The sequence below is a fragment of the Roseateles aquatilis genome (genome assembly GCF_002205645.1).
In the GTDB taxonomy this organism is placed as follows: domain Bacteria; phylum Pseudomonadota; class Gammaproteobacteria; order Burkholderiales; family Burkholderiaceae_C; genus Roseateles; species Roseateles aquatilis.
This window is the reverse complement of record NZ_NIOF01000020.1, coordinates 1-26529: the sequence shown is the minus strand read 5'-3', so window position 1 is coordinate 26529 and position 26529 is coordinate 1. Positions and strand designations below refer to the sequence as shown.

The window sequence follows — 26529 nt, the reverse complement described above, 5'->3', positions numbered from 1 at the left end:
TCAATGCGCTCCCCCCCGCACGCGCAGGCGGGGATCGACGGCGAAGTACAGCAGGTCCACCACGAGGTTGATCACCACGAAGATCAGCGAGATCAGGCAGAGGTAGGCGGCCATCACCGGGATATCGGCAAACTGAACCGCCTGGATGAACAGCAGGCCCATGCCGGGCCATTGAAACACGGTCTCGGTGATGATGGCGAAGGCAATCAGCGATCCCAGCTGCAAACCGGTGATCGTGATCACCGGCACCAGCGTGTTCTTGAGCGCATGGCCGAAGTAAATCGCGCGGTTCGTCAGGCCGCGGGCTCGGGCGAACTTGATGTAGTCGGCGCGCAGCACCTCCAGCATTTCCGCGCGCACGATGCGCATGATCAAGGTCAGTTGGTACACCGCCAGCGTGATCGCCGGCAGCAACAGGTGACGCAGGCCGTCGCCGGTCAACAGCCCGGTGCTCCACTCGCCGAGCATGACCACGTCCCCGCGGCCGTAGCTCGGTAACCACGCCAGGTGCACCGCGAAGATCAGGATCAACAGAATGCCGATCAGGAAGGTCGGCAACGCGACCCCGAGCAGTGACAGCGTCATCAGCACCTGGGCGCCGAAGCCCCCCCGTCGCAGCGCCGAATACACCCCCAGCGGGATGCCGAACACCAGCGCGATCAGCGCGGCGACGGCGGACAGCTCGAGCGTCGCCGGGAAGCGTTCCGCGATCAGCGCGGACACCTTGCGGCCTTGCTTGAGGCTGATGCCGAACTCGCCCTGCGCCGCATTGGCGGCGAAGTGCGCGAATTGCACGGCGAACGATTGATCGAGCCCCAGGTCCTTGCGAAGCTGCTCGCGCTGCTCCGGCGTGGCGTCCTGGCCGAGCAGGTTGTGAACCGGGTCGCCGACGTACTGGAATAGCATGAAGGCGATGAAAGCCACCGCCAGCATGACGACGATGGCCTGCGCCAGACGGCGAAGAATGAAAACCAGCATGAAGAGTGGCCACCGGCGGCGACCCAAGGCTTGTGGCCCTGGCACGACCTGACCCCCGGGGGCATGGCGCTTTTGAAGCAGCCATCATCCGGGACACCCCCGCTCTGGACAAGTGGGTTACTCCTTAACGGCGCGTGAACACCACGGGGGCGCGCATCGGTCGCGCCTGCGGCGATGTTCCGCGCGACCTGCTCTCGCCACGCGCGTCTCGCCATGAAAAAGACCGCCCGAAGGCGGTCTCGTGAGCGCCGCGGATCGCGGCGCCAGGGGGAATCAGGCAGGATCAGAAACGATGACGCAGGCCGACGATCGAGCCGCCGCGCTTCTCGGCACCGTTGGCGAAGCGAACCGCGCCGCTGTGCTTGGTGTAGTCCAGCTCGACGTAGGCGTCCGTGCGCTTGGAGAAGGCGTAGTCCGCCACGATCGCGGCGTAGTGTCCCTTGCTCTTCGTGTTGGCCAGGGCCGCGCTGTAATGCGTCTGCTGGGCATACCAGTAATGCGCGCCCAGATTCAACTGAGGCGTCAGCTGGTAGGTGAAGCCGGCGGAAATCATGTCGCGCTTCTTGACGTCGTTCGCCGCGGCGTTCAGCACCGGACCCAGCAGGCCGGCGGTGTAGGCCGTGCCCAGGATGCCGCCTTGGTCGAACTTGTTGGTCGCCCAGGACAGGTTCACGTACAACGGGCCGTTGGTGTACGCACCGCCCGCGGTCCAGCCCTTGGCCTTGAAGCCGAGCTGGTCCGTGACCTGCAGGAAGGCGCCGCCCACCGAGAAGGCGCCCTCGGCATAACGCAGCAGGCCACCATAGGACTTGTTCGGGCCGGTACCTTCACCGGCGGAGACTTGCACCTCGGCGCGGATCGGGCCGGACTCGATCAGGTACTTGACCATGTTGTCCTGGCGAGCACCCATCGACAGGCCGATCTCGGGCTTGTAAGCCTCGATGTAGGGCGAGTACTTGAACGACGCGTAGGTCGAGGTGTAGATGTCGAACAGGATGTTGTACTGACGGCCCAGCGTGATGCGGCCGAAGTCGCTCGACTGGATGCCGACCCACGACTGGCGCCAGAAGTCGGCCGCGGCGACGGTGCCGGTGTCGGAGTTCAGCCGGTGCTCCAGGTTGGCGATGGCCTTCAGGCCGCCACCCAGATCTTCGTTCACGTTGATGCCGAGGCGACTCTGGGACATGCCGCCAGGGATGACCTGCTTCTGGGACGATCCGGCGTTGGCGTTGCTGGTGTAGCGCAGCCCCACGTCCATGATGCCGTAGAGCTGCACGCTCGATTGGGCCCATGCGGCACTCGTGCTGGCTGCGAGGATGCCCAACGCCAATGCGGCTTTCTTCATGTGATGTCTCCTTTGTTTGGTTTGGTCGCCGTGACTGATTCTCAGCGAACACCCCGGAGGGAGACCGTCCATGTTGCACATCGCCCACGCGAGCAAACCCTGTCAAGTTCGTGACGCTTGGACAGAGGGAAAACCCCGGCAGCGACCCTACAAAATCAACAAGAGTGCATTGCGGCGACAGAGCTTGATCGATGGCTGCATGACCTGACCCTGGCGCTGTCCGGCCCCTCCGTGGAAACGAGCAGCAGCGCCGTCACCCACGCATCGCCCACTCCAACCGCAGAACGCCCAGGCGCGTCGGGACGAAAAAAAACCGCCCCGAGGGGCGGTTTTCGTAGCGCCGGAGCGCTGGATCCGTGGGGGATCAGAAGCTGTGCTTGATACCCACGTCCAGGCCGCCGGACTTGCCACCGCGAGCAGCGGCGACAGCGTTCGTTTGGACGCGGAAAGCGGCCAGACCGTCGTTCTTGATGTACGACGCCGTCGTGTACAGCGCGGTGCGCTTCGACAGGTTGTGCTGGTAGCCGACCGTCAGGAACTTGGCGTCGCCAGCGGTGGTGGCGGAAGCATCAGCCGTACCGTTGGTGCTGGCCTTGCTGAACTGAGCGGTCACCGAGCCGGCGGCCGTCACGGGCACCAGGGCGCCGATCGTGTAGACGTTCTGCTTCAGGCTGCCGAACTTCAGTTGCGTCAGCAGGGCGTTGACCTTGACGACCTTGAAGTCGTAGCTACCGCCCAGGGACAGTTGCTTGTACTTCGAGTTGAACGAGTCGGTGGTCTGGTAACCGCCGGCCACGTTCAGGTCGCCCATCTTGTAGCCCAGGCGGCCACCGTAGGACTTCTTGCCGTTCACGCCTTCGCCAGCGGCGACGTCGAACGAGCCGTACACGCCACCCAGGTCGGACGGCAGGAAGTACTGAACCAGGTTGTCGGCACGGTTGATGGTGTCGATGCCGCTGCCCAGCAGGCTGTACACGCGGGTCACGTCACCCAGGCCGGTGGTCGTGTAGACGTCGAAATCATCGACGACCAGGCGGGTCGAGGTCTTGCCACGGCCCAGACGGACTTCACCGAAGTCGCCCATCAGGCTCACGGAAGCGCGACGGCCCCAGAAGCGGGTGGCGTCAGCGGTGCCGGTGTCGGCAGCCAGGGCGCCTTCCAGCCAGAAGCCAGCCTTCAGGCCGCCACCGAGGTCTTCAACGCCACGGACGCCGAAACGGCTGGAGCTGCTGCCGTCATTGGTCAGCTGCTTCGTGTCTTGACCGTTGGCCTTCGTGTAACGGGCGGCCACGTCGATCACACCGAACAGGGTCACCGACGATTGAGCGGCAGCGGCACCAGCGAAACCAGCCAGCACAGCCAGCGCGACGAGAGATTTCTTCATTAGAGACTCCTAGATCTTCAATGAGGCTGCGGGATCCGGTTGATCGCTCGCAAACCAAGCTCCTGCAATGAAGCTGTGGTGTATTGCAACAGGTCCATTCGCGCCTGACCAGCCAGCACCCCGTAAAAGTCCTGATTTCGTTGGGTCGAAGCAACGCGTATGAGCTTAAAGATTTGTGTCATCAGGCATTCGCACAAAGCGCTGGTAGCCGATTTCGGATGCCACGCCCCCAGGCTCCTAAACTGCGAGCTCCTCGCCAAGGCAAGTGTTCACGATGCAATCTCAGTCCCGGCGCCCGGCGCGCAGTCCGTCCCGCGCCGATGCGTGGCTTTCCACACTGGACCAGAGCCTCAAGACGCTGGCGGGGGTCGCGCCGATGGCTCGCCCGACGCCGGTCGCGGCCACGCCCGACGCCGCGATGGACGACGCGCAGCGCAAGCTGTCGGCCGCGCTGATGCGCGTCAATCACGTCGGGGAGATCTGCGCGCAGGGACTCTACCGGGCTCAGGCGCTGAACACCCGCGACGACGCCTTGCGCGAGCATCTGGAGCACGCCGCCCAGGAGGAGATCGATCACCTCGCCTGGACCGCCCAGCGGCTGCGCGACCTGAACGACCGCCCCAGCCTGCTCAATCCGCTCTGGTATGGCGGCGCCTTCGCCATCGGCACCCTGGCGGGGCTGGTCGGCGACAAGGTCAGCCTGGGTTTCGTCGTCGAGACCGAGCGCCAGGTCGAGGCCCATCTGGCCAGCCATCTGGAACGGCTCCCCGTGGGCGACCACAGCTCCCGCGCGATCGTCGCCCAGATGAAGGACGAGGAAGCCCGCCATGCGGACGAGGCGCGCGCCCTGGGCGCCGTCGACCTGCCCGCGCCGGTCAAGGGGCTGATGCGGCTCGCCGCCAAGGTGATGACGCGCACCGCCCATCACCTCTGAGGAAGCGAGCGGCGGCCGGTCGCTTCCTCCCAGCCCCCCCCCCCGACTCAAGCCTCGACGATCTCCACCGAGGTGGTGATCGCCGCCGTCTTCGCCAGCATGATGCTGGCGGAGCAGTACTTCTCGTGCGACAGCGCGACCGCGCGTTCCACCGCCGCCTGCGGCAGGTCCTTGCCGGTGACGACGAAGTGCATGTGGATCTTGGTGAACACCTTCGGGTCGACCTCGGCCCGGTCCGCGCTCATCTTGACCTGGCAACCGCGCACGTCATGCCGCCCACGCTTGAGGATCAGCACCACGTCGTACGCGGTGCAGCCGCCGGTGCCGGCCAGCACGGTTTCCATCGGCCGCGGCGCGAGGTTGCGACCGCCGCCGTCCGGCGCGCCGTCCATGTTGATCATGTGGCCGCTGCCGGTCTCGGCGATGAAGCTCATGCCGTCCGCGCCCATCCAGTTGATCGTGCATTCCATTCGATGATCCTTCCTGACTCCGTCCGCGGCGACGCGAACCACCGGGATCGGACCACTCCGACCCCATTTTCTGACCGCCGGCCGGTGATCCGGTCGACTCTGGCGGTGATTTTGCGCATCTAGAGTCCCGACTCCACCGCCGGGAACCTGAAAAATATTGCAGCGCAGCATGCTCCGCCCTAGAATTCTAGGCATGCGATAGCGCTATCCCACGAGTGGGGTCGCATCGCGCCGATTGTCTCCTCCACCGCCTCCATGGTGGATTCAGCCCGAGGCCACAAGCCTCGGGCTTTTTTTCGTCCGCGTGGACCGCCCCCGTCCGGCGCAAGGGACGCTCCTCGAATGGCGAAAGCCCGGCGCGTTCCCGCGCCCGGCGCGCCGGCCCGCCTCGGGCAAACCCTCGCATATCATCGTCCGCCCCGTCTCAGGCCACCTTCCCGGCCGGTGGGGGATCTGGAGGGAATTCCATGGCCGGCACCCGCCGCGCATCGCGCAAGACCACCCCGCGGCGCCCATCGGCGCTTCCCGCGTTATTGCCCGCCGACCAGAGTTATCTCCAGCGAATTCTCAACGCGAAGGTGTATGAGGTCGCCCAGGAAACCGCCCTGGATCCCGCCCGCAATCTCTCCAAGCGCATCGGCAACAAGGTCTGGCTGAAACGCGAGGACCAGCAACCGGTATTCAGCTTCAAACTGCGCGGCGCCTATAACAAGATGGCGCACCTGAGCGCCGATCAACTCGCCCGCGGCGTGATTTGCGCGTCCGCCGGAAACCACGCCCAGGGCGTGGCGCTGTCGGCGAGGAAACTCGGCTGTCGCGCCGTCATCGTGATGCCGGTGACCACGCCCAAGCTCAAGATCGACGCCGTCCAGGCGCTCGGCGGCGAGGTCGTGCTGGCGGGCGAGTCGTTCACCGACGCCTATGAGCATGCGCTGGAACTCGAGCGCCAGCAGAGCCTGAGCTTCGTCCATCCGTTCGACGATCCCGACGTCATCGCCGGCCAGGGCACGATCGCGATGGAGCTGCTGCGCCAGCACCCCGGCCCCATCGACGCGATCTTCGTCGCCATCGGCGGCGGGGGGCTGATCTCCGGCGTGGCCGCGTACATCAAGGCGGTGCGGCCCGAGATCAAGATCATCGGCGTCCAGACCAAGGATTCAGACGCCATGGTGCGCTCGGTGCGCGCCGGCAAGCGGGTGGCGCTGACCGATGTGGGGCTGTTCTCCGACGGCACCGCGGTCAAGCTGGTCGGCGAGGAGACCTTCCGCATCTGCCGCGAACTGGTCGACGACTACGTGCTGGTCGACACCGACGCCGTCTGCGCCGCGATCAAGGATGTCTTCGTCGACACCCGCAGCATCCTGGAGCCGGCCGGCGGCCTGGGCGTCGCGGCGATCAAGCAGTACGCGGCGCAGCACGGCTGCAAGGGCCAGACCTTCATCGCCATCACCTGCGGCGCCAACATGAACTTCGACCGCCTGCGCTTCGTCGCCGAGCGGGCCGAGGTCGGCGAGGAACGCGAGGCGCTGTTCGCCGTGACCATTCCGGAGGAACGCGGCAGCTTCCGCCGTTTCTGCGAGCTGGTCGGTGGCCGCAGCGTGACCGAATTCAACTACCGCATCTCCGATCGCGACGAGGCGCACGTGTTCGTCGGCGTCTCGATCGCCAAGCGGGACGAGGCCGAGAAACTGGCGCGCAGTTTCGAGAAACACCGCTTCCCGACCGTCGACCTGACCGACGACGAACTGGCCAAGCAGCACGTCCGTCACATGGTCGGCGGCCGGACCGAACTGGCGGAGAACGAGCGGCTGTTCCGCTTCATCTTCCCCGAGCGGCCCGGCGCGCTGATGCGCTTCCTGTCGAGCATGAGCCCGGACTGGAACATCAGCCTGTTCCATTACCGCAACCAGGGCGCCGATTACGGCCGCATCCTCGTTGGCGTGCAAGTTCCCAAGGGCGACGGCAAGGCTTTCAAGGTCTTCCTGGACCAGTTGAACTATCCGTACACCGAGGAAACCGACAACCCGGTGTACCGCCTGTTCCTGCGTTGAGGACAGGTCACGTCCGGGCGCCTCAGCGCCCGGTTACGGCTTGACACCAACACCTGCCCCAGGGACAAGGGGCAGACGCGCGGCGCCGGGGCAATTGCCGATGGTGGCCGCGCCGCGTGGGCCCAGAATGGCGGTCCGCGCCGGGTTCAGCCCGCGCGTTCCGGTTCCTTGTCCACGTACGGCGTCGCAGCGGTTGTTGGTTCGTCCCATGTCCATTCACCAGTCCCTCATCTCGCCGACGGCCAATCCGGAGTTGGAGCGTGCCTTGCGCCAGCGCCTGGAGCGGCGCTGCGCGCTCGCGGGACGGCTGGGAGAACTGGAGCCGCTGGCGGTGCGGCTGGGCTTGATCCAGAACACGCAGACACCGCGGCTGCGCGATCCGACGCTGGTGCTGTTCGCCGCCGATCACGGCCTGGCCGTCGACGGCATCGCGCTGCCCAACGGCCGCAGCACGCGCGAGCAGGCGCTGCTTGCGCTGCAGCACCGCCTGCCGGCCACCGTCTTCGCGCGCAGCCAGGGCATGCACGTCACCGTCGTCGACTGCGGCATCGCCGAGCCGCTCAGCCCGCAGCAACGGCTGCTCGCCCGCAAGATCGCGCACGGCACGCGCAACTCGCGCGCCGGTCCGGCGATGACGCTGGAGCAGGCGCATGCCGGCGTGCGTGTCGGCATGGAGATTTCCGACAACCTGGCCGGCAACGTGCTGGCCTGCGCCGGCCTCGGCCAGGGGTCGATGGAGGCGTCGGCACTGGTGCTGTCGCGCTTGATGGACATGCCGGTGCAGGACTTCATCGTGTCCGGTCCGGACATGCCGCACAACGACCTGGCCCACCTGATGCTGGTCCTGCAGGGCGCGCAAGCGCGCCATCGGGACGTCGAGGAGCCGATGGCGGTGCTGGCCGCGTTCGGCGGGTTCGAGTTGGCGGTGATGGTCGGCGCGATGCTGGTGGCGGCGTCCAAGCGCCAGCTGATCCTGGTCGACGGCATGCCGGCCTGCGCGGCGCTGAAGGTGGCGTCGATGATCGCGCCGCCGGTGACGGACTACGCGGTGTTCTGCCGCAGCACGACGCACCGCGGGCTGGACGAGGCGCTGGCCTTGTTCCACGCGGCGGCGCTGCTGGAGCTGGGCATGGAATGCGGGGACGGTACCGGCGCGACGCTGGCCTGGCCGCTGCTACGCTGCGCCGCCGCGCTGTTGACCGACGTGCAGGACCTGCCCGACGGCCCCATCCACAGCCGCCCCTCGGACCTGCGCGACTCGTCGTCGAGCCACGCCGGCGCGCTGCACACCGGGCCGGGGCGGTCGTCGTTCGGCTCCAAATACTGAGGGGCGGTCAAGCCGCCCCTGCGTTGTCCGGGCCTGCGTTCTCGGGCCCCGCACTTCCTGGCCCCGCCCCGCTCGATCGCGGCACGGACCTTCGACCGATCACTTCAACGGATTCGCGCTGCCGTCGCCCGGCTGCTGCACCGGCAGTTGCGGATTGATCGCGGTCGGAATGACCATGCCTTCGGCGCCGGGGCCGAAACCACGTCCCGGACCGGCCTGGCCGTTGTTGAAGTTCGGCGGGGGCGGTGCGACGTAGGCACTGGGCACCACCTGCGGCGGCTGGCCGGGCATGGCGTCGCCACCGGCGGCGCTCGAAGCGACGGTCAGGCGAATCGTCACCGTGCCGTCCGTGCCGAGCCCGGCCTCGCGACGCGAGATCTCGATCAGCTTCAGATCGCCGTCCACCACTTGCCCGATGCGCACCGGCCTGGGCAGCGCACCGGCCACGGCGATCAGCGCGACGCCCTCGCCCGGATGGCGATCCCCCGCCGACGGCGCCACGACGCCGAGCAGTTGATAACGCGACGAGGTGGCCTCGACCGGCGCGGCCGGCTGACCGGCGGCGAACAATCGCGTCCAATCCGCGGGCGCGGCGTCCGACATCGCGGCGCGCGACTGAGCCGGCGCCGCCGGGCCCTTGGCCATCAGCACCAGCGACCAATACGCGAGACTGGCCGCGAGCAGCGCCCAGACGACGAAGCTTAACCATCGTGCATGCATCCGACGATTATGATGCAGCGCGATGGGCCGCCGCGGGCGGCTCCGCAAGGATTGCATGACCATGCGCCGGACTCTCTTCCCGCTCCTGCCACGTCGCGCCCAGCGCGGCTTCACCCTGATCGAGCTGATCGTCGCCATCACCATCGTCGCGGTCATGGGCGCCGTGGTCGTGCCAGCGGTGATGAACCACGTGTCCGAGGCCCGCCGCACCGCGGCGCGCTCCGACGTCAACACGCTGATGCAGGCGCTCAAGCTTTACAAGATGGACAACGGGCGCTACCCGACCGCCGAGCAAGGACTGGGCGCGCTTGTCGCCAAGCCGACCTCCGGCCCCGCCGCGGCCAACTGGAAGGTCTACGTCGAGAAGCTGCCCAAGGATCCCTGGGGCAATCCTTACCAATACGACAACCCGGGTCTGAAGGGCGAAGTCGATGTCTACAGCTTCGGCGCCGACGGCAAGCCGGGCGGCGAAGGCAACGACGCCGACATCGGCTCCTGGGAATAAGCGCGCCGCCCCGGCCGCGCGCCCTGCCCCCTCGTCCGACCGCGTCCACCCGAGTCCCAGTCCATCGTGAGCGCGCGTCCGTCCGGCCGCCTCCGTGAACGCCGCCCGTCGTGGCGGCGCCGGGTCCAGCGCGGCTTCACGCTGATCGAACTGATCGTGGCGATCACCATCGTCGCGATCGCCAGCGCGACGGTCGCGATGGCGGTGCGCGACCGCGCCGACGCGGAACTCGAGCGCGAGGCGCTGCATCTGGCCTCGGTGCTCGAGACCGCCCGGGCCGAGGCCCGGGCCGCGTCGCTCGACGTCCGCTGGGTGCCCGATGCCGGCAACGACATCGGCCGCTACCGCATCACCGGGCTGCCGCCGGCGCTGGTGAAGCGCCTGGCACTGGAGCAGCCCTGGCTGGGCGAGCCGCCGATCATCGAGATCCGCGGCGCCGCCGCCAACGGCCGCACGTTGCGCCTGGGACCCGAGCCGCTGATCGGCGCGCAGCGCGTGACGCTGATCCGCGGCGATCACCGCATCAGCCTCGTCACCGACGGTCTGCGCCCGTTCTCCGTCCTGAAGGGCGACGCATGACGCCCGGACGCCGAGCCCCCTCGCCGCGCGCCGGCGGCTTCACGCTGATCGAGGTGCTGGTCGCGCTGGTGATCGTCGCGTTGTGCCTGGCCGCCGGCCTGCGGGCCGCGGGCGCGATGACCACCAACGCCGAGCGCCTCTCCATCAACGGGCTGGCGCAGTGGTGCGCCGAGAACGAACTGACCGAGATGCGCCTGACCAAGGTCTTCCCCGGCGTCGGGGACAACAGCTTCACCTGCACCCAGCTGGGCCGCAACTTCAGCGGCAAGATGGCCGTGCGGGGCACGCCGAACCCGAACTTCCGCCGCGTCGAGGCGCAGGTGTTCGACGAGGACAACCGGCCGCTGCTGACCCTGACCACCATCGTGGGGCGCTACTGATGCGGACCGCACCGCCGTCGCGCCGGGCCGTGATCCCGGGGCGCCCCAGCGGCGCGCGCCGATCCGGCGGATCGCGGGGATCGCGCGGCTTCACGCTGATCGAGGTGGTGATCGCGCTGGTCATCATGGCGGTGATGACGGTGATGGCCTGGCGCGCCGTGTCCGTGCTGACGACCAGCCGCGAGCACAACGAGGCCACGATGGAGCGGGCGGAGACCCTGCAGACGCTGATGCGCCAATGGGAACTGGACCTGCGCGAGGTGCAGGACAGCACGCTGGTGCCGGCGCTGGCCTTCGACGGCGCGACGCTGCGCCTCACGCGCCGGCGCGAGACCGGTCTGCAACTCGTCTGCTGGCAACTGCGCGAAGGCCGCCTGAGCCGCTGGGAGTCCGCGCCCACCACCACCCGCGACGCGCTGCAGGATGCCTGGTTCCGCAGCCAGCAGCTCAGCGCCGAGGAACTGCGCGCGATGCCGGGGCTGTCCGGCGTGGCGAGCTGGCAGATGTATTTCTTCCGCGGCAACGGCTGGAGCAACGCCCAGTCCAGCGACGACGTCACGCCGAGCACCAGCCCGGCGTCCGCCGCCGCCGGCCAGACGGTGACCACGCGCCGCGTGGTGCCGACCGGCGTGCGCATGCGCCTGCAGTTCGCCGAAGACAGCGGCTATCGAGGCGAGCTGATCCGCGAAGTCCCGGTGGAGAGCAACGGCTCATGAGCGCGCCTCGCAGCCCCGACCTCGCCGCCGCCCCGCCGCCCGTGCGCCGTCAACGCGGCGCGGCGCTGCTGACCGCGCTGCTGATCGTCGTGCTGATCACCACCTTGTCCGCCGCGATGCTGTGGCGGCAGGCGCGCAGCATCCAGGTGGAATCGGCCGAGCGCGGTCGCGCGCAGGCGGACTGGGTGCTGCAGGGCGCGCTCGACTGGGCCCGGCTGATCCTGCGCGAAGACGCGCGCGCCAACCAGAAGGACAACGTCGACCACCTCGGCGAGGTGTGGGCGGTGCCGCTGGCGGAGGCGCGCCTGTCGAGCTTCCTGTCCGCCGACGACAACAACAGCGCCGACGCCGGCCCCGACGCCTTCCTGTCCGGCCACATCGAGGACGCGCAGTCCCGCTACAACCTGCGCAACCTGGCCGGCGGCAACCCGCTGGAGCTGCGCGTCGCGGCGCGCTTGTTCCAGTCCGCCGGACTGGGCACCGGCCTCGCCGAACAACTGCAGCTGAGCCTGCGCCAGGCCGCGAACCCGGCCAGCGCGCCGCAGGGCGAGATGCCGCTGCTGCCCACGCGCCTGGAGCAGTTGCGCTGGCTGGGGCTGAGCGACGACCAGATCGCGCGGCTGAGCCCGCTGGTGGTCATCCTGCCGCAGCCGACACCGGTGAACCTGAACACCGCCTCGCGCGAGGTGATCGCCGCGCTGTTCGAGGGCATGGACCGGGGCAGCGCCGACCGCGTGGTGCGGGCGCGGCAGGCCAAGCCGTTCCGGTCGCTGGAGGACGTCAAGCCCTACCTGCCGCAAGGCGTGGAGATCAACACCGAGCGCACCGCGTTCACCAGTTCCTTCTTCTTCGTCGAGGGCCAATTGCGCCTGGACGACCGCGTGCTGGCCCAGCGGTCGCTGATCCAGCGGCGCGGCCTGGACATGGTCGTGCTGGACCGCCAGCGGCTGCGGCGGCAACTGCCCGGCCCCGCCGGCAGCGGCTACGGAGCCAACCCGTGACGGCGCCCGGCGCGAGGCCGGACCGGGCGACGCCCCTCGGGACTTCCGCGGTCCCGACCGTCCCGGCGATGCCGCCCGCCGGGGAACGATCGACTACGGGCTTCCTCGGAGATGAACGCTCCGAATCCGTCACGGAAGCCCTCCTAGAATCCGCCTTCTCATGAGTACCCTGCTCATCTTGCTGCCCGCGCCCCTCCAGGGCCCCGGCACGCCTGATTACGAATACTGGTTCAGCAACGACGCGCAAGCGCCGGCCCACGCCCCGGGCCACGGCGAGCGCGCGCCGCTGTCCGCGCTGCCGCGCGCCGACCGGGTGATGGCGCTGATCGGCGACGACCAGCTCAGCTGGTTACCCGCGCGCCTGCCCAAGGTCAAGGGCGCCAAGCTGCGCGGCGCCGTCGTCGGCGTGATGGAGGAGCAATTGCTGGAGGATCCCGAGCGGCTGCACCTTGCGTTGCTCGAACATCCGTCCACCGAAGAGAACGGCCCGACGCACTGGGTCGCCGTCACCGCGCGCGAACCGCTGCGCGCGCACCTGCAGGCCTTCGAGGCCGCGGGCCTGCACGTCGACGCGCTGCTGCCGCTGTCGTGGCCGCGGGCGGCCGCGGGCGGCCACGTCTCGGCCGGCGCCGACGGCCGCGCCCGGCTGCGGGCCTGGCATGGGGACGGCGTCGCGACGCTGCCGCTGGACAGCGGCGGCCTGCGTCAATGGCTGGGCGAGGACTGGCTGGCCAACGCCGCCGTGAGCGCCAGCCCGGTCGCCGCTGCCGACGCCGAACAAGCGCTGGGCCGCCCGGTGCAGGTGCTCAGCGACACCGAACGCGCCTGGGCCGCCCGCCAGACGCCGATCAACCTGCTGCAATTCGACCTGACCCCGAGCCAGCGCGGCTGGCAGCGCGTGCAGCACGCCTGGCAGACGCTGCAGTCGCCGACCTGGCGGCCGTTCCGCTGGGGCGTGGTCGGCCTCGTGCTGGTGCAGGTCGTCGGGCTCAACGCGATGGCGTGGCAGCAAGGCCGCGCCGTCGACGCCCGCAAGGCCGAGCAGGAGGCGCTGTTGCGTCAGAGCTTCCCGCAGGTCCGCGTGATCCGCGACGCGCGCGCCCAGATGGTCCGCGAGACCGAGGCGCTGCGCGGCGGCGCCGGCCAGGTCGGACCGGGCGATCTGGAAGACCTGCTGGCCGCCGTCGCCCGCGCCTGGCCGCCCGGCGAGGCGCCGTTGCCCGGCCTGCGGTATGAGCAGAACCGGCTGCAGCTCTCCGGCCTGACGCCGCCTCAACGCGCCCAACTGCGCGAGCGGCTCGGCCAGGACACCACGCTGCGCGTCGCCGACGAAGGCGATGCGCTCCAACTCAGCCTGCGACCCGAGACGCGATGAACAGCTTCACGACGATGCGCCGTGACTTCGAGGCCCGCTGGTCGGCCGCCGCGCCGCGCGAGCGCCTGATCGCCCGACTGACCGTCGCGCTGGTGGGCCTGCTGCTGTTGTGGCTGATCGCGCTGGCCCCGGCCTGGACGACGCTGCGCCGCGCGCCCGGCGAGATCGACCGCCTCGACCGCGAGCTGCAGCAGATGCGCGCGATGGCGCAGCAGACGCAGGCGCTGCGGCAGGCGGTGCCGGTGTCGGCCGAGCAGTCGATCACCGCGCTGCGCGCCGCCACCGCCCGGCTCGGTCCGGCGGCGGAACTGACCATCGCCGGCACGCAGGCGCAACTGCGTCTGCGCGGCGTGTCCGGCGCGGCGCTGTCGTCATGGATCGGCGAGGCCCGCCAGGGCGCGCGCGCCCGGCCGCAGGAAGTCGAGCTGCAGAACGGTCCGCAGGGCTACAGCGGCCGCATGACGCTGCTGCTGCCCGCCGCGGCGGGGAACTGATCGATGGCGACCCCGCAGTCGACCCTGCCCATCCGCGCGCGCCGCTGGGCGATCTCGGGCGCGGCGCTGGGCGTCGTGGTGGCCGTGGCCGGCTGGGCTCCGGCGGCGTGGCTGGCCTCGACCCTGGCCGCCGCCACCAACCAGCGCCTGCTGCTGGCCGACACGCGCGGCAGCATCTGGAACGGCAGCGCGCGCGTGATCCTCAGCCCCGGCGCCGGCAGCAACGATGCGAGCGAGCTGCCGCAGCGGCTCGGCTGGGCATTGCGTCCGGCCTGGATCGACGGCGGCCTGGGCGTGCGGCTGACCCTGGACCAGACCTGCTGCGTGCGCCCGGCGAGCCCGCTGACGGCGCGCCTGGGCATGAACCGCCTGACGCTGCGCTTGCCGGACACCTCGCCCGAACAACCGTGGATCCGCTGGCCCGCCGGCTGGCTGGTCGGCCTGGGCACGCCGTGGAACACGGTGGCGCCGGACGGCACGATCGCGATCAGCGCGCAGGGCTTCATCTTCGACGGTGAAGGCAAGACGCTGCGCGTGCAGGGCATCGCGCAGCTGGAGCTGCGCGACTTCTCCTCGCGGCTGGCGCAACTGGCGCCGCTGGGCAGCTACCGCTTGAACCTGGTAGGCGGCGCGGTGCCACAACTGGTCCTGATGACCCAGCAGGGTCCCTTGCAATTGAGCGGCCAGGGTAGCCTGGGCGCGCGGCCGCAGTTCCGGGGCGAGGCGACGCCCGCTCCGGGCAGCGAGGCCGCATTGGCCAATTTGTTGAACATCATCGGGCGGCGCGAAGGTGCGCGCTCGATCATCTCGGTGGGATGAGCATGAACAAGCACTTGATGCGTCCGACGGCGCTGGGCATGGCGATCAGCCTGATCGCGGGCAGCCTGCCGTTGCAGGCCGGAGCGCAGGGCGCGCAGCAGAACCGGCGCCAGCCGGCGGTGCGAGCCAGCACGCCGGTGACGCTGAACTTCGTCAACACCGACATCGAAGCCGTCAGCCGCGCCATGTCCGCCGCGCTGGGCAAGCCGATCCTGGTCGACCCGCGCGTCAAGGGCACGATGACGCTGACCGCCGAGCAACCGGTGCCGGTGCAGGAGGCCTACCTCAGCTACCTGGCCGCGCTGCGCGGCATGGGCTTCGCGATGGTCGAGTCCGGCGGCCTGCTCAAGCTGGTGCCCGAGGCCGAGGCCAAGCTCCAGGCCGGCAACGTCACCATCGCCGGCGAGAGCCGCGCCCGCGGCGACCAGGTGGTGACCGAGATCTTCAAGCTCAACCACGAGAACGCCAACAACCTGGTGGCGGTGCTGCGTCCGCTGATCACGCCCAACAACACGATCAACGCCAACCCGGGCAACAACAGCCTGGTGATCACCGATTACGCCGAGAACCTGCAGCGCATCCGGCGCATCGTGGCGGCGCTGGACCAGCCGTCCAACACCGACATCGAGGTGATCCCGCTGCGCAACGCGGTCGCGTCCGACATCGTGCAGCTGGTGCAGCGCCTGTCCGAGGGCGGCCCGGCCACGCCGGGCGTGGCGGCCGCGCAGGGCGCCAGCGGCGGCAACGGCAGCGTGCAGGCCGATCCGCGCAGCAACTCGCTGATCGTGCGCGCGTCCAACCCGGCGCGGCTGGCGCAACTGCGCGCGATGATCGCCAAGCTCGACCAGCCGGGCGCGGACGCCTCGGCCAACATCCGCGTCATCTACCTGAAGAACGCGGACGCGGTGCGCCTGGCCACCGTGCTGCGCGCGGCCTTCACCAGCAACAACGGCAGCGGTTCCGGCAGCGGCACGTCCGGTGGCGGCTCGACCGGCAACTTCGCCAGCGCGCAGACCGGCGGCGGCAACAGTGGCAGCGGCTTCGGCGGCAGCAACTCGTCGTTCGGCGGCGGCGGCTCGTCGGGGTCGTCCGGCAGCAGCGGCGGCGGCAGCGGCAACGCGTCCACGCAGGTGTCGGCCACCGCGCAGGTCAACACCGGGGGATTCGTGCAGGCCGATCCGGCGACCAACTCGCTGATCATCACCGCGCCGGAGCCGATGTACCGCCAGATCCGCGCCGTCGTCGACCAGCTCGACACGCGCCGCGCGCAGGTCTACGTCGAGGCCCTGGTGGTCAAGGTCGACGCCAGCAAGCTGGGCCAGTTCGGCGTGCAGTTCAACCAGCTGTTCGGCAACAAGGGCGACTCGACGGTGTCGGGCTTCGGCACCAACTTCGGCACCGGCTACAGCAACATCCTGAACCTGACCGGCGCGGTCGCGGGCGGGCAGACCGGCGCGGCGGCGGCCCTGGCCAGCGGCCAGGTCCCGGCCGGCCTGAACCTGGGCTTCCTGAAGAAGGTGGGCAACTTCTACACGCTGGGCGCGGTGGCCAACGCGCTGGGCTCGGTCAGCGGCACCAACGTGCTGTCCACGCCGTCGCTGATCGTGCAGGACAACGAGGAAGCGGACCTGCTCATCGGCAGCAACGTGCCGGTGATCACCGGCAACGCGACGACCACTTCCGGCACGACCACCAGCCCCTTCCAGACCTTCGAGCGCCGCGACGTCGGCCTGCGTCTGAAGGTCCGCACCACGGTCGGCGAGAACGGCACCGTGCGCATGAAGGTCTACCAAGAGAACTCCAGCGTCGTCGCCACGGTCAATTCGGCGACGCAGGGGCCGACCTTCGACAAGAGCGCGGTCGAGACCTCGGTGACGCTGGAGGACGGCCAGGTGCTGGTGCTGGGCGGCCTGATGAAGGACGAGTACACCGACGGCGAGGACAAGGTGCCGGGTCTGGGCGACATCCCGCTGATCGGCAACCTGTTCAAGAACCAGAGCCGCAAGCGGATCAAGTCCAACCTGATGATCTTCCTGCGTCCGGTGGTGCTGCGCACGCCGGAGAACGCGACCGCGCTGACGATGGACCGCTACGACGCGATCCGCGCCTACCAGCAGGATTCGCAGCCCAAGTCCAACCTCGTGCTGCCCGACACCGGCGCGCCGCTGCTGCCGGAGAAGCCGGCGTCGGCACCGGGGTCGGTCAACCCCAACCAGTTGCCGCTGCCGATCAATCCGGCCTCGTCGCCCGCGGGCAGCGCCCCCGGCAACGTGCCCGGCCGCTGAGCGGAGACACCATGGCCATCCGCCATCCGCTTCCCTACGCGATCGCCCGATCCCAGCAGCTGCTGCTGGAGGACGACGGCCAGCAGCGCACCCTGTGGGCGACGCCCGCGATGTCGCTGCCGACGCTGTCCGAGCTGCAACGCGTCTACGCGCCCCACAAGGTCGAGTGCCTGAGCGCCGCCGAGCTGTCGCAGCGCATCCAGGTCGCCTATGCCGGCGGCGAGGACAGCGCCGCGCTGGTGATCGGCGAGGTCGAGAGCGCCGTGGACCTGTCGCGCCTGATGCAGGACCTGCCGGCGGTCGAGGACCTGCTGGAGGCGGCGGACGACGCGCCCATCATCCGCATGCTCAATGCGCTGCTGACGCAGGCCGCCAACAACGGCGCCAGCGACATCCACATCGAGCCCTATGAACGCGAGAGCAGCGTGCGCTTCCGTGTCGACGGCACGCTGCGCGAGGTGGTGCGGCCGAACCGCGCGCTGCATGCGGCGTTGATCTCGCGGCTGAAGATCATGGCGGAGCTGGACATCGCCGAGAAGCGCCTTCCGCAGGACGGCCGCATCTCGCTGCGCATCGGCGGCCGCGCGATCGACGTGCGGGTGAGCACGCTGCCGTCGGCGCACGGCGAGCGGGCGGTGCTGCGGCTGCTGGACAAGTCCGAGTCGCGCTTCACGCTGGCGGCGCTGGGCATGGACGGCGAGCGGCTGGAGCGTTTCCAGCGCCTGGTGCAGCAGCCCCACGGCATCGTGCTGGTGACCGGTCCGACCGGCTCCGGCAAGACGACCACGCTGTACGCGGCGCTGCAGACGGTGGACACGGCCACGACCAACGTGCTGACGGTCGAGGACCCGATCGAATACGAGCTGCCCGGCATCGGCCAGACGCAGGTCAACGCCCGCATCGACCTGAGCTTCGCCAAGGCGCTGCGCGCGATCCTGCGGCAGGACCCGGACGTGATCATGATCGGCGAGATCCGCGACTACGAGACCGCGCAGATCGCCATCCAGGCGTCGCTGACGGGTCACCTGGTGCTGGCCACGCTGCACACCAACGACGCGGTGAGCGCGGTGACGCGCCTGACGGACATGGGCGTGGAACCCTTCCTGCTGAGCTCCTCGCTGCTGGGCGTGCTGGCGCAGCGGCTGGTGCGCAAGCTCTGCCCGGTGTGCAAGTCGGCCGAACCGCTGGCCGAGGGCGGCACGCGGTACCACCCGGTCGGTTGCCCGGCCTGCTCCGCCAGCGGCTACAAGGGCCGCACCGGCGTGTATGAGCTGATGGTCTGCGACGACACCATCCGCGGCCTGATCCACAACCAGGCGGCGGAGTCCGAGATCCTGGCCGCGGCGCGCGCCAACGGCCTGCGCTCGATGCGCGAGGACGGCGACCGGCTGGTCGCCTCCGGCGTCACCTCCGAAGAGGAAGTGTTGCGCGTCACCCGCGAGTGACGTCGCGCCGCTTCCCGTAGTTTTCAGCCGAGGTCCCCGCGATGCCCGCCTTCAAGTACGACGCCGTCGATGCCGCCGGCAAGCCCCGCCAGGGACTGCTGGAGGCGGACACCGTCCGCGCCGCCCGCTCGCAACTGCGCGCGCAGGGCCTGGTGCCGATGGAGGTGCAGGCGGTGGTCGCGCAGCAGGCGCGGTCGCGCTGGTCGCGCCGCGCCTTCAAGGCCGCGACGCTGACGGTGTGGACGCGGCAGCTCGCCGGGCTGGTCTCGGCCGGCCTGCCGCTGGAGCGTTCGCTCGCCGCGCTGGCCGACGAGGCCGAGGACCCGCGCCAACGCGAGCTGATGTCGCAATTGAAGGCCGAGGTCAACGCCGGCTCCTCGTTCGCGCGGGCGTTGGGCATTGCGCCGCGGGAGTTCGACGACGTCTATCGTGCGGTGGTCGCCGCCGGCGAGCAGAGCGGCGCGCTGGGGCCGGTGCTGGAGAGCCTGGCCGACGACCTGGAGGAGCAGCAGCGCCTGCGGTCGGAGCTGTTCGGCGCCCTCGCCTACCCGGTGATCGTCTGCATCATCTCGATCCTGGCGGTGAGCTTCCTGCTGACCTACGTCGTGCCGCAGGTCGCGGCCGTCTTCACGCAGACGCGGCAGACGCTGCCGCTGCTGACGCGGATCATGATGGGCATGTCCGATGTGCTGCGGCAGTGGGGCCTGGTGATCCTGGTCGTGCTGATCGGCGCGTTCTTCGGCGCGCGCCAGCTGCTCAAGCGCGACAGCGTGCGCCAGCGTTTCGACGCCGCGTGGCTCAACCTGCCGCTGCTGGGCCGGCTCTCGCGCGGCTACAACGCCGCGCGTTTCTCCGGCACCCTGGCCATGCTGGCGGGGGCCGGCGTGCCCATCCTCAAGGCGCTGCAGGCGGCGGCGGAAACCCTCTCCAACCACGCGATGCGCGCCGATGCGATGGACGCGCTGGCGATGGTCCGCGAGGGCGCGCCGCTGGGCGCGGCGCTGGCCGGCAAGAAGCGCTTCCCGGGGCTGCTGTCGATGTTCGCGCGCCTGGGCGAGCAGACCGGGCAGTTGCCCGACATGCTGCAGCGCGCGGCCAAGCAGCTCGGCAGCGAGGTCAAGCGCCGCGCGATGGTGCTCGCCACCTTGCTGGAGCCGCTGCTCATCGTCGCGATGGGCGGCGTGGTGATGCTGATCGTGCTGTCGGTGCTGCTGCCGATCATTGATATGAATCGGTTGGCGACGCAGTGAGGCGTTGGGAAGGTCGGCCTGGGAGCGCGATCGGCGCTTGATCGGGTGGCGGGTTGGACATGAACGAGGACAGCCAGCTGAAGACGGCTTGTGCTCGGGCCACATGCGACTCGCCGAAGCCATGCTCGCGAAGCAGGGAGATTCCGTTGGTCTCCACCAGGATGCCTCCCTTGATCGACACACCTGCGCCGGCGCGGACCACCTGAAGCGGGGTCAGCCGTTCGCGAAGCAGCGGGGCCAGCACCACGTTGTGCGAGGAGACCAGCACCGCCGCGTACCGCGACAACTCGTCGAGTACCGTCGCGGCCACGCTCACGGCGTCCAGATGATTGGTTCCGGCGAAGACCTCGTCGATGAGCACGACGCCGGTCCCGCTGGCTCGTGCCGCCTTCAGCAACTCGGAAGCTCGACGCAGTTCGGCGACGTAGAGGCTGTGCCCCTGCGAAGGCGAATCCTCGATGTGGAGACTGGTCATCACCGGTCCGCTCGGCACGACGGCGGCATCGGCGAAGCAATGGCCGAAGGCGCGCGCCGCGATCAGGTTCACGCCGACGCTGCGGAGCAGCGTGCTCTTGCCGACACCGTTCTGCCCGGTGATGAAAGCACCCTTGCCCTGCAGCATCAGCGACGGAATCGGCGCCATGCCAGGAATCAGCGGATTGCCGAGCGCATGGAACGCGAGCTTGCGCGGTTCGTCCACCACCTCCGGGCGGCAATGCGCGCCGGAGCGCCGCAGCAGGGCGGCGATGCCGCTCGCGGCTTCGCGCCGAGCCAGACGCAGATAGAGGGAACGCAGTGCCTCCAATCGCTGGCGCAATCGCCGAAGCTTCGCCGGCATCGACGCGTATTCGGAAAGCGCGATCAGATTGAGCGTCTCGGCCGCCTGAGGGGAACGGACGAGCCAGTGTGCGTCCAGCTCGCGAATGACTCGACGAGCCATGGCGGCCCGTTCGCTGCCCTCTCCCTCCGCCTCGATCGATGCGCGCAACATCGTCACGAAGGCCTCGCGGCATAGCTTCCAGTGCTGCAACTGGTCGTAGAGCAGTATCTGCACGAAGCCCGAGACCGCCAGCAAACCGAGGACCGCGACGATCGCCGCCGGTGTGCCAACACCAACCCGCAAGCTACCGACAACGCAAGTCCGAACCAACGCAGATGCCGCGCCCAATCCGGCATTGCCGGCAGCCGATCGCAGAAGAGCGCCATCGTGGGATCGAACTTGAGCGTCTTCAACTGTTCGAACGCTGGCCGGCGCGCGTGCGCGAGCGAAGGATCGGCCAGATATGCCGCGACTTGATCGGGCAACGGGGCGTCGTCATCGTCCGGCTGACTACTCCCGCTGAGCAGGCTTCGATGAACAGCGTGTTGCGCCAGCACGCTGCACCCGGCGTGCATGAGCTAATCCAGATCGAGGTCCTTCCAGGTCTGCGCATCGACGACCCACTCGCCGAGGGTTGCGGTCGACATCGAGAACTAGCGTGCGTCCTCTGCTCCGACCAGCAACACCGGCTCCCCGCGCCCCGGGGAGGACGCAGTCCATAGCGAGCGCCATCGTTGCACGACCTCATCCGTGGCCGATATCAGCAGGCGCCTCGCATTCGACAGCGCATCCAGCATTTACGCCTCGGCCATAGAGAGTCGAGCCGCTTCGTCCCGGACCAGCCGGGCAGCATCACGTGCAGCGAAGTATTGGAGATCCGCTGCAGGCACCCTGCCCGTCAACTCCCTGAGGCACGCCAGGCGGGTTCGAGCATAGGGAAAGATTTGAGCGAATTGCTGGATTTCGTTCTTGTGCTCAACCGACCTCTTTGAGGACATAAAATTTCGCTATTCACCAGAAGGCATATCTTGCCGGATTTCTTCACGAGGCTTATCGGTTTATGGAAATACCCGTCGTCAAGGGAAATTTCCACCATCATCTCCTGATTTTCGAACGACTGCAACTCCGCAATCAATTGCCGAATTGCCTTGCCTCGAGTTACCCATTCAGGTTGATCAATGGATGTCATATCCGCAAAGCCTCCTTAAATGCTCTTCCGGCACCTCGCCCATTAGAGGTACTAGAGGCATAGCGGCCGAATCTTATCCACAAAGATTTTTTATAAAAGAGACCGCGACCAGGTTCGAAACGTCGGACTCGCTAAATAGCATTCAGGCCTCCACGACTTCGAGTAGTTTTCGCAGCACCTCTTGGCCTGAAGTATTCCGACCAACCTGCAATGCAAACCTTATCACGTCGCCGAGAAGCACATGAGGCAACAACTTACCGTTGTCATTCATGTGTGCTTGGTGGACCACTTGCATCTCTGGCACTGTGATCAGAAGGTCTTCAACAAATCGGTGCCAGCAAGTGACTTGAAGAACTCAGCGAGCTCTATAGGAATCGGAACTTCTGCATGAATTTCTCCGTGGCGTGAAAAGATCGATTGCCCCGTCTTTAGATCGATAGCCTCCGCATAATAGTCACCACTCTCCCAACAGGTGATGCGAGCAACCGTCCCAGGCGTATAAATATCCAGCCGTGCCGATCGGTTGTCCGACGGCTCGCTTTCCGTGACTTTGGCCTCCATGCCGCCCGCTCGTGAGGCATGCATGAAGGTCCTTGCCCAATCAACGAAATTTATCAGCATCAACGATTAATTAATTGAAGTTATATCTCAAAATACACGCATCTATCGCCCTGACTGCCCAACGCCCTTGCCGCGGTGCTTTCAAGCCATCTACTGTTGCGCGATTCGGATTGCCAGTGAGACCATCGCAGGTTCTATTTCCACTCTCGCAGCAGCGCGTGCAAGTCAAGGAAATTCCTCGCAGCTGAAAGTAGCGGTTTGACTTCTTCGATATCGAATACTCCGGGCAATGATGCGATCAAATTCTTGATGGCGGACGTCTCCCGCCAATCCTCTGGCCTCTCATAGAAGCAGAACAAGTGCTGCCCAGCTTCAAGCTCAATGTGCTGACGTGCGACCGCCTCCAAGACGTCGCGCTGAACACCATGCCGTTTCGTTTCATCAAAGCGTCGGGCAATAGCGTTAGCCAATAGAGACCCGGGATATATTTCTGCGTATCCCGTCCAACCCAACTCTCAATATTATTAGAACCCAGAGATATCGCGATCCGATTTCGTTGAATTCTCTCATCCTGTACACAGGCAGAGCCGAATACCGGATTGAGGCTCGCCATCTCCACCATAAATTGCTCAGCGAGGGTGGACGACACCTCAAGGGAGGCAAAGCAAATAATTTCTTTCGGTCCAGCCAAGCTGATGTCATACGAGCAAAATTTGCCAGTAAGCCACGGCCCGGGCGATCGGTTTGTCAGAGAATCGACGAACCCCTTCGGATCGCCGATCAACTGCCCAGCTTCATCCTCGCCCAGACTGTGATGGGACGGACGAAGCTCTGCTAGCAGTGATAGCAACTTGCTCACTAGCTGCTTGAGCGTTCCAGCGTGAAGTTCTAGTCTTGCTTCGATCATGATCTTCAATTAGATCCAAGGTCGGGTCGACGGGGTAATAGTCCCGGCGGAAGACGTGCTTCACGTCACGCGATAGGTTAATGAACCAATTGATCCCTCTTCAGCCTTACGTCGAGTCCGTCTCCGGCGTCCATCCCGATTCGAGGCGGTGGATCAACATTGTGTCGTTCCATACACCACGAATTGGCAACTTTCGCTGAGCCTCCGTCAAATCACCAATGCGCCACTCGGATTCCCCATCCCACAACCACCAAGTGCGCACTTTGCGAGTGGAAGGGTCGACGATTCCCGAGCGAAACAATGGAAACTTGATTACTGCCAGAGGCAGCGCTGCATTTCCCGCTACCGCGAAAATGCCACGACTCACTGCAGCACCCAGCGGGACAAGGCAGATGAAGACTGGCTCTTGCTGGACCATCTCGTCAAAGCTCTCTGGACGTATGGAATAAGCCCCGCCAAACATGCGCAGTACTGCTCCATATGATTTGTGCCTATCGGAGTACTGGCCATAGCGCAAGCCGTCCTTTGTCTCAATCTCGACGATGTCGCCGATCTTCACTCGACGTGTTGCCATACGTGCTTCGGTTTGATGTGTGTCGTGCCTCTATCCATGCGATCGCTGAAGAATGATCAGTGCAAAAGATCGCTGAGCCAAGAAACCATAACTCACATTACAAGGGATTAGCATCCCGAGATAGTTTTGTGTCTCCATGGATCTCGGTATAGCAACCCCGTTCCACATCGACCCGCACCTTCCCGGCCGCGTCCCTCGTGACCCATAGCCTGGCGTCCCCAATACGTAGCCACCACTCGTTTTCTCCCATGCTCTCAGGATGGAGCCATTCTTCTAGAACGAGCTCATCGAAGACGCCTCGATTTTCGGCTTCGAATACTTCCGAGCCTCCGCCCGCGAGCAACCGCCAGCGCGCCATCGACGTGAGCGAGGAGGTCTTGTTCACTGCTCATTGATTCCCTTCGCTGCTTCGGGTACTGGTGACTCTGGGGTATGCCCGACTAAATCGTCAGAGCTCTCCAACACGACTCTTATGGCTTCCTCGTGCAGAGGAGTGGAGGCTTCGACGAATGATCTCCAACACGGCTACGTTGACACGATCTCCTTTGCATGCCGGAGGCTCATGTCATAGCGCGTCATGACGTGCTTCACCGTCTGGATAATGGAAATCCCGTCCCGATGAAGTTGGTCGATGAATTCTTCGACAGTTTTCGCGTCAGCCGCGCTTGTTGGGCTCCGTCGGTCGTTCAATCTAGTACTCCAATCTCTCCGAAGATCCGTGCACGGGACAACACTCACGGCCAATACTATCTGTCCTCACAAGCCGGGATAGTCATCTTTTCTCGCCCGCTGATCTACTGGATAATGATCTCGGTTGAAAGCATTCGAACTGAAGTTATCTCACAAACCTTTCATTTGCGCCGGCCGACATATGACAATTTGGAGCAACAAAACCCATCAATGCGATCACCACAGGAGCCAAGCGCAGATTATGATATTTCTCACCTACGCTCCGCGTCAAACTCGAATATCAGATCAAACAATCCCTCAATAGCGGCTTTCTGTTGAACTGCATCGAGCTCAATGCGCGCCCCTGTTCGAGTATCTATCAAGAGCAATATCTCGAGGACTAGTACGCTCCAATGGAGATTGGCGCCCCCTCCTGCTTTGATCGACAACCATTCTTGAAAGCCACGCAGAACCTCCCCATCCATTGCGATGTCGTACCCTAGCACAAACGCCGACGCTTCATCGTAAGACTGGTTGGGGAGAAACATCCCCGTGTCACGCCTAACATGAGTGAATATATTATTCCAATTTGGCATAAAATCCTAAAAGTTGAATTTAATTGCTTCTTTATATTTCCATAGAGATTTATACTCCTCTACCGACAACCCCTTGTGCCCTGTTGTTAGATCATAAACCCGCCCGTCTTTCACCACAACCTCGTGGTATACCCAACCATGATCCTTCCCCCTAAATGGACCTAACATCGGGGCGTCTTTAGGCTCAATTCGAGCGATTTTTCCATTCACGTGTTTCTGAATTTGTCGCGCCACGCGTTCACAGCCGGATCTACACACTGGGTCTGAAATGTCACGAGGTTTCCAATTTGGCCCAATCTGCGGCCCTCGTCCGGTCGACTCCACGATAACGCCAGCGCCGAAACCAGCGACGATAATCCTCCATTCCGGAGGAACTTTCCCCTCGTCAATGAGTCTTTCCAGAGTTTCGGCTGCTCTAGATTCAACTAACTCATTTGGGGTAGGAAAGCCGGCCTGCGGCTCGAACCCGCCTGCCTCGGCTCTCCACCCTGCTAAGTCTTTTGCGGCCGTGGCGATAGGACTGTCATTTTTGCCACTCTGCTCTGTTTTCTTTTTTTCATCTTTGCGCTTCTTGCCCTCCTCATCCTGATCAGGCAGCGGCTTCGCATTCTTGTCCTCTTCCCGGCACTTCCATGGAAGTACGCAGCCCCAACCACGACTATCAAACTGAAAGTCCGAGAACTGATTCGTCAACGATTCAAACGGCACTGGGGTCAAGCCCGTAGGATCGGTATAGATGAGCGCATTGTTTAGCACATAGCTAAACCTATTAAACGCCTGCTGATCCTTCGGATCCGGCACCGTCGGATCCGCGCTGACATGCCTCCCAGTCATCGGGTCATACAACCGCGCATTCATATGCACCAGCCCGAGCTGATCCAGCTGCTCGTGCCCGGTGTACCCCGAGTTATCCTGATCGTTCTTGATCGTCCCCAGCGTCGCCCAGCTGTCGTCGCTGCCGTCGATATTGCGCCGGCGCCCCCACGCGTCGTAGCTCATCCGCTGCTGCAACTGCCCCGCCTCATCGACGATCCCGATCACCGACCCTAGGTGGTCCTTCAGGAACAGCCGCCCATTCCTGACCCCGGCCGTGTTGGCATCGATCGCCGTCCCCGGAATCCGCTCCTCCACATACCCGTCCGCCCCGAGGCTGGT

27 protein-coding genes are annotated in these 26529 nt (G+C 66.2%); 14 read left to right on the top strand and 13 right to left on the bottom strand.

Annotation, left to right across the window (positions count from 1 at the left end):
• The 4 genes from CDN99_RS25800 to CDN99_RS29445 form a co-directional block, all read right to left on the bottom strand.
• Nucleotides 1-978 carry an ABC transporter permease gene (locus tag CDN99_RS25800; RefSeq protein ID WP_088388243.1) on the bottom strand — a complete coding sequence of 326 codons (978 nt, stop codon included), beginning with the start codon at nt 976-978 and terminating at the stop codon, nt 1-3.
• Nucleotides 979-1261: 283 nt separating this feature from the next.
• Nucleotides 1262-2323: a porin gene (locus tag CDN99_RS25795; RefSeq protein WP_088388241.1), complete on the bottom strand. Its 1062-nt coding sequence runs from the start codon at nt 2321-2323 to the stop codon at nt 1262-1264.
• A gap of 364 nt (nt 2324-2687) precedes the next feature.
• Complete coding sequence (locus tag CDN99_RS25790) at nt 2688-3707, bottom strand: porin (RefSeq protein ID WP_088388239.1); 1020 nt, start codon at nt 3705-3707, stop codon at nt 2688-2690.
• Nucleotides 3708-3724: 17 nt separating this feature from the next.
• On the bottom strand, nt 3725-3889 hold the full coding sequence (locus tag CDN99_RS29445) for a hypothetical protein (protein WP_238139708.1): 165 nt from the start codon (nt 3887-3889) through the stop codon (nt 3725-3727).
• A gap of 92 nt (nt 3890-3981) precedes the next feature.
• Between CDN99_RS29445 and coq7 the strand changes: the two genes are divergently transcribed.
• The gene (gene coq7, locus CDN99_RS25785) at nt 3982-4641 is read left to right on the top strand and encodes a 2-polyprenyl-3-methyl-6-methoxy-1,4-benzoquinone monooxygenase (protein ID WP_088388237.1); all 660 of its coding nucleotides are present in this window, start codon (nt 3982-3984) and stop codon (nt 4639-4641) included.
• A gap of 47 nt (nt 4642-4688) precedes the next feature.
• Here the strand turns inward: coq7 and CDN99_RS25780 are convergent, their stop codons facing one another.
• A complete protein-coding gene (locus tag CDN99_RS25780; RefSeq protein ID WP_088388235.1) occupies nt 4689-5111 on the bottom strand; it encodes an OsmC family protein in 423 nt (140 codons plus the stop codon).
• A 467-nt stretch (nt 5112-5578) separates the two neighbouring features.
• Between CDN99_RS25780 and ilvA the strand changes: the two genes are divergently transcribed.
• Together ilvA and CDN99_RS25770 are read left to right on the top strand one after the other, a co-directional pair.
• The gene (gene ilvA / locus CDN99_RS25775; RefSeq protein WP_088388233.1) at nt 5579-7162 is read left to right on the top strand and encodes a threonine ammonia-lyase, biosynthetic; all 1584 of its coding nucleotides are present in this window, start codon (nt 5579-5581) and stop codon (nt 7160-7162) included.
• Between the two features lie 208 nt (nt 7163-7370).
• A complete protein-coding gene (locus CDN99_RS25770) occupies nt 7371-8489 on the top strand; it encodes a nicotinate-nucleotide--dimethylbenzimidazole phosphoribosyltransferase (RefSeq protein WP_088388231.1) in 1119 nt (372 codons plus the stop codon).
• A gap of 99 nt (nt 8490-8588) precedes the next feature.
• Here CDN99_RS25770 and CDN99_RS25765 read toward each other — a convergent pair whose 3' ends face one another.
• Nucleotides 8589-9209, bottom strand: coding sequence for a hypothetical protein (locus CDN99_RS25765; protein WP_088388229.1), 621 nt, complete (start codon nt 9207-9209; stop codon nt 8589-8591).
• A 55-nt stretch (nt 9210-9264) separates the two neighbouring features.
• Between CDN99_RS25765 and gspG the strand changes: the two genes are divergently transcribed.
• From gspG to gspF, 11 genes are all read left to right on the top strand, one after another.
• Complete coding sequence (gspG, locus tag CDN99_RS25760) at nt 9265-9714, top strand: type II secretion system major pseudopilin GspG (RefSeq protein WP_375134464.1); 450 nt, start codon at nt 9265-9267, stop codon at nt 9712-9714.
• Nucleotides 9715-9780: 66 nt separating this feature from the next.
• Nucleotides 9781-10293 (top strand): type II secretion system protein, encoded by a 513-nt coding sequence (locus tag CDN99_RS25755; RefSeq protein ID WP_088388227.1) that lies wholly within the window; start codon nt 9781-9783, stop codon nt 10291-10293.
• A complete protein-coding gene (gene gspI, locus CDN99_RS25750; RefSeq protein WP_088388225.1) occupies nt 10290-10673 on the top strand; it encodes a type II secretion system minor pseudopilin GspI in 384 nt (127 codons plus the stop codon). The genes CDN99_RS25755 and gspI overlap by 4 nt, the downstream gene beginning before the upstream one ends.
• Nucleotides 10673-11389 carry a PulJ/GspJ family protein gene (locus tag CDN99_RS25745; RefSeq protein ID WP_088388223.1) on the top strand — a complete coding sequence of 239 codons (717 nt, stop codon included), beginning with the start codon at nt 10673-10675 and terminating at the stop codon, nt 11387-11389. The genes gspI and CDN99_RS25745 overlap by 1 nt, the downstream gene beginning before the upstream one ends.
• Nucleotides 11386-12390 carry a type II secretion system minor pseudopilin GspK gene (gene gspK, locus CDN99_RS25740; RefSeq protein ID WP_088388221.1) on the top strand — a complete coding sequence of 335 codons (1005 nt, stop codon included), beginning with the start codon at nt 11386-11388 and terminating at the stop codon, nt 12388-12390. The genes CDN99_RS25745 and gspK overlap by 4 nt, the downstream gene beginning before the upstream one ends.
• A 160-nt stretch (nt 12391-12550) precedes the next feature.
• Nucleotides 12551-13765, top strand: coding sequence for a type II secretion system protein GspL (gene gspL / locus CDN99_RS25735; protein ID WP_088388219.1), 1215 nt, complete (start codon nt 12551-12553; stop codon nt 13763-13765).
• Entirely contained in the window at nt 13762-14259 is a 498-nt protein-coding gene (locus CDN99_RS25730) for a type II secretion system protein M (protein ID WP_088388217.1), read from the top strand. Before gspL ends, CDN99_RS25730 begins: the two co-directional genes overlap by 4 nt.
• Before the next feature lie 3 nt (nt 14260-14262).
• Nucleotides 14263-15078 (top strand): type II secretion system protein N, encoded by an 816-nt coding sequence (gene gspN / locus CDN99_RS25725; RefSeq protein ID WP_088388215.1) that lies wholly within the window; start codon nt 14263-14265, stop codon nt 15076-15078.
• A 2-nt stretch (nt 15079-15080) separates the two neighbouring features.
• Nucleotides 15081-17363, top strand: coding sequence for a type II secretion system secretin GspD (gene gspD / locus CDN99_RS25720; RefSeq protein WP_158218970.1), 2283 nt, complete (start codon nt 15081-15083; stop codon nt 17361-17363).
• 17 nt (nt 17364-17380) lie between these two features.
• The gene (gene gspE, locus CDN99_RS25715; protein WP_088388374.1) at nt 17381-18808 is read left to right on the top strand and encodes a type II secretion system ATPase GspE; all 1428 of its coding nucleotides are present in this window, start codon (nt 17381-17383) and stop codon (nt 18806-18808) included.
• Between the two features lie 41 nt (nt 18809-18849).
• Nucleotides 18850-20058, top strand: a complete 1209-nt coding sequence (gene gspF / locus CDN99_RS25710; protein WP_088388211.1) for a type II secretion system inner membrane protein GspF — start codon at nt 18850-18852, stop codon at nt 20056-20058.
• Here gspF and CDN99_RS25705 read toward each other — a convergent pair.
• The 7 genes from CDN99_RS25705 to CDN99_RS25690 all read right to left on the bottom strand — a co-directional run.
• Nucleotides 20027-21181: a MutS-related protein gene (locus tag CDN99_RS25705; protein WP_141100998.1), complete on the bottom strand. Its 1155-nt coding sequence runs from the start codon at nt 21179-21181 to the stop codon at nt 20027-20029. The two genes, gspF and CDN99_RS25705, sit on opposite strands and share 32 nt — an antisense overlap.
• Before the next feature lie 595 nt (nt 21182-21776).
• Nucleotides 21777-22067, bottom strand: a complete 291-nt coding sequence (locus CDN99_RS25700; protein WP_202820324.1) for a hypothetical protein — start codon at nt 22065-22067, stop codon at nt 21777-21779.
• Between the two features lie 309 nt (nt 22068-22376).
• Complete coding sequence (locus CDN99_RS28505; RefSeq protein ID WP_445677778.1) at nt 22377-22688, bottom strand: immunity protein TriTu family protein; 312 nt, start codon at nt 22686-22688, stop codon at nt 22377-22379.
• 238 nt (nt 22689-22926) lie between these two features.
• Nucleotides 22927-23544, bottom strand: a complete 618-nt coding sequence (locus CDN99_RS28500; protein WP_141100996.1) for a hypothetical protein — start codon at nt 23542-23544, stop codon at nt 22927-22929.
• Between the two features lie 97 nt (nt 23545-23641).
• The gene (locus CDN99_RS28495) at nt 23642-24109 is read right to left on the bottom strand and encodes a hypothetical protein (RefSeq protein ID WP_141100995.1); all 468 of its coding nucleotides are present in this window, start codon (nt 24107-24109) and stop codon (nt 23642-23644) included.
• A gap of 941 nt (nt 24110-25050) precedes the next feature.
• Nucleotides 25051-25326, bottom strand: a complete 276-nt coding sequence (locus CDN99_RS25695; RefSeq protein ID WP_088388206.1) for a hypothetical protein — start codon at nt 25324-25326, stop codon at nt 25051-25053.
• Nucleotides 25327-25380: 54 nt separating this feature from the next.
• On the bottom strand, nt 25381-26529 hold a 1149-nt coding region (locus CDN99_RS25690; protein WP_141100994.1), incomplete at its 5' end, for an RHS repeat domain-containing protein.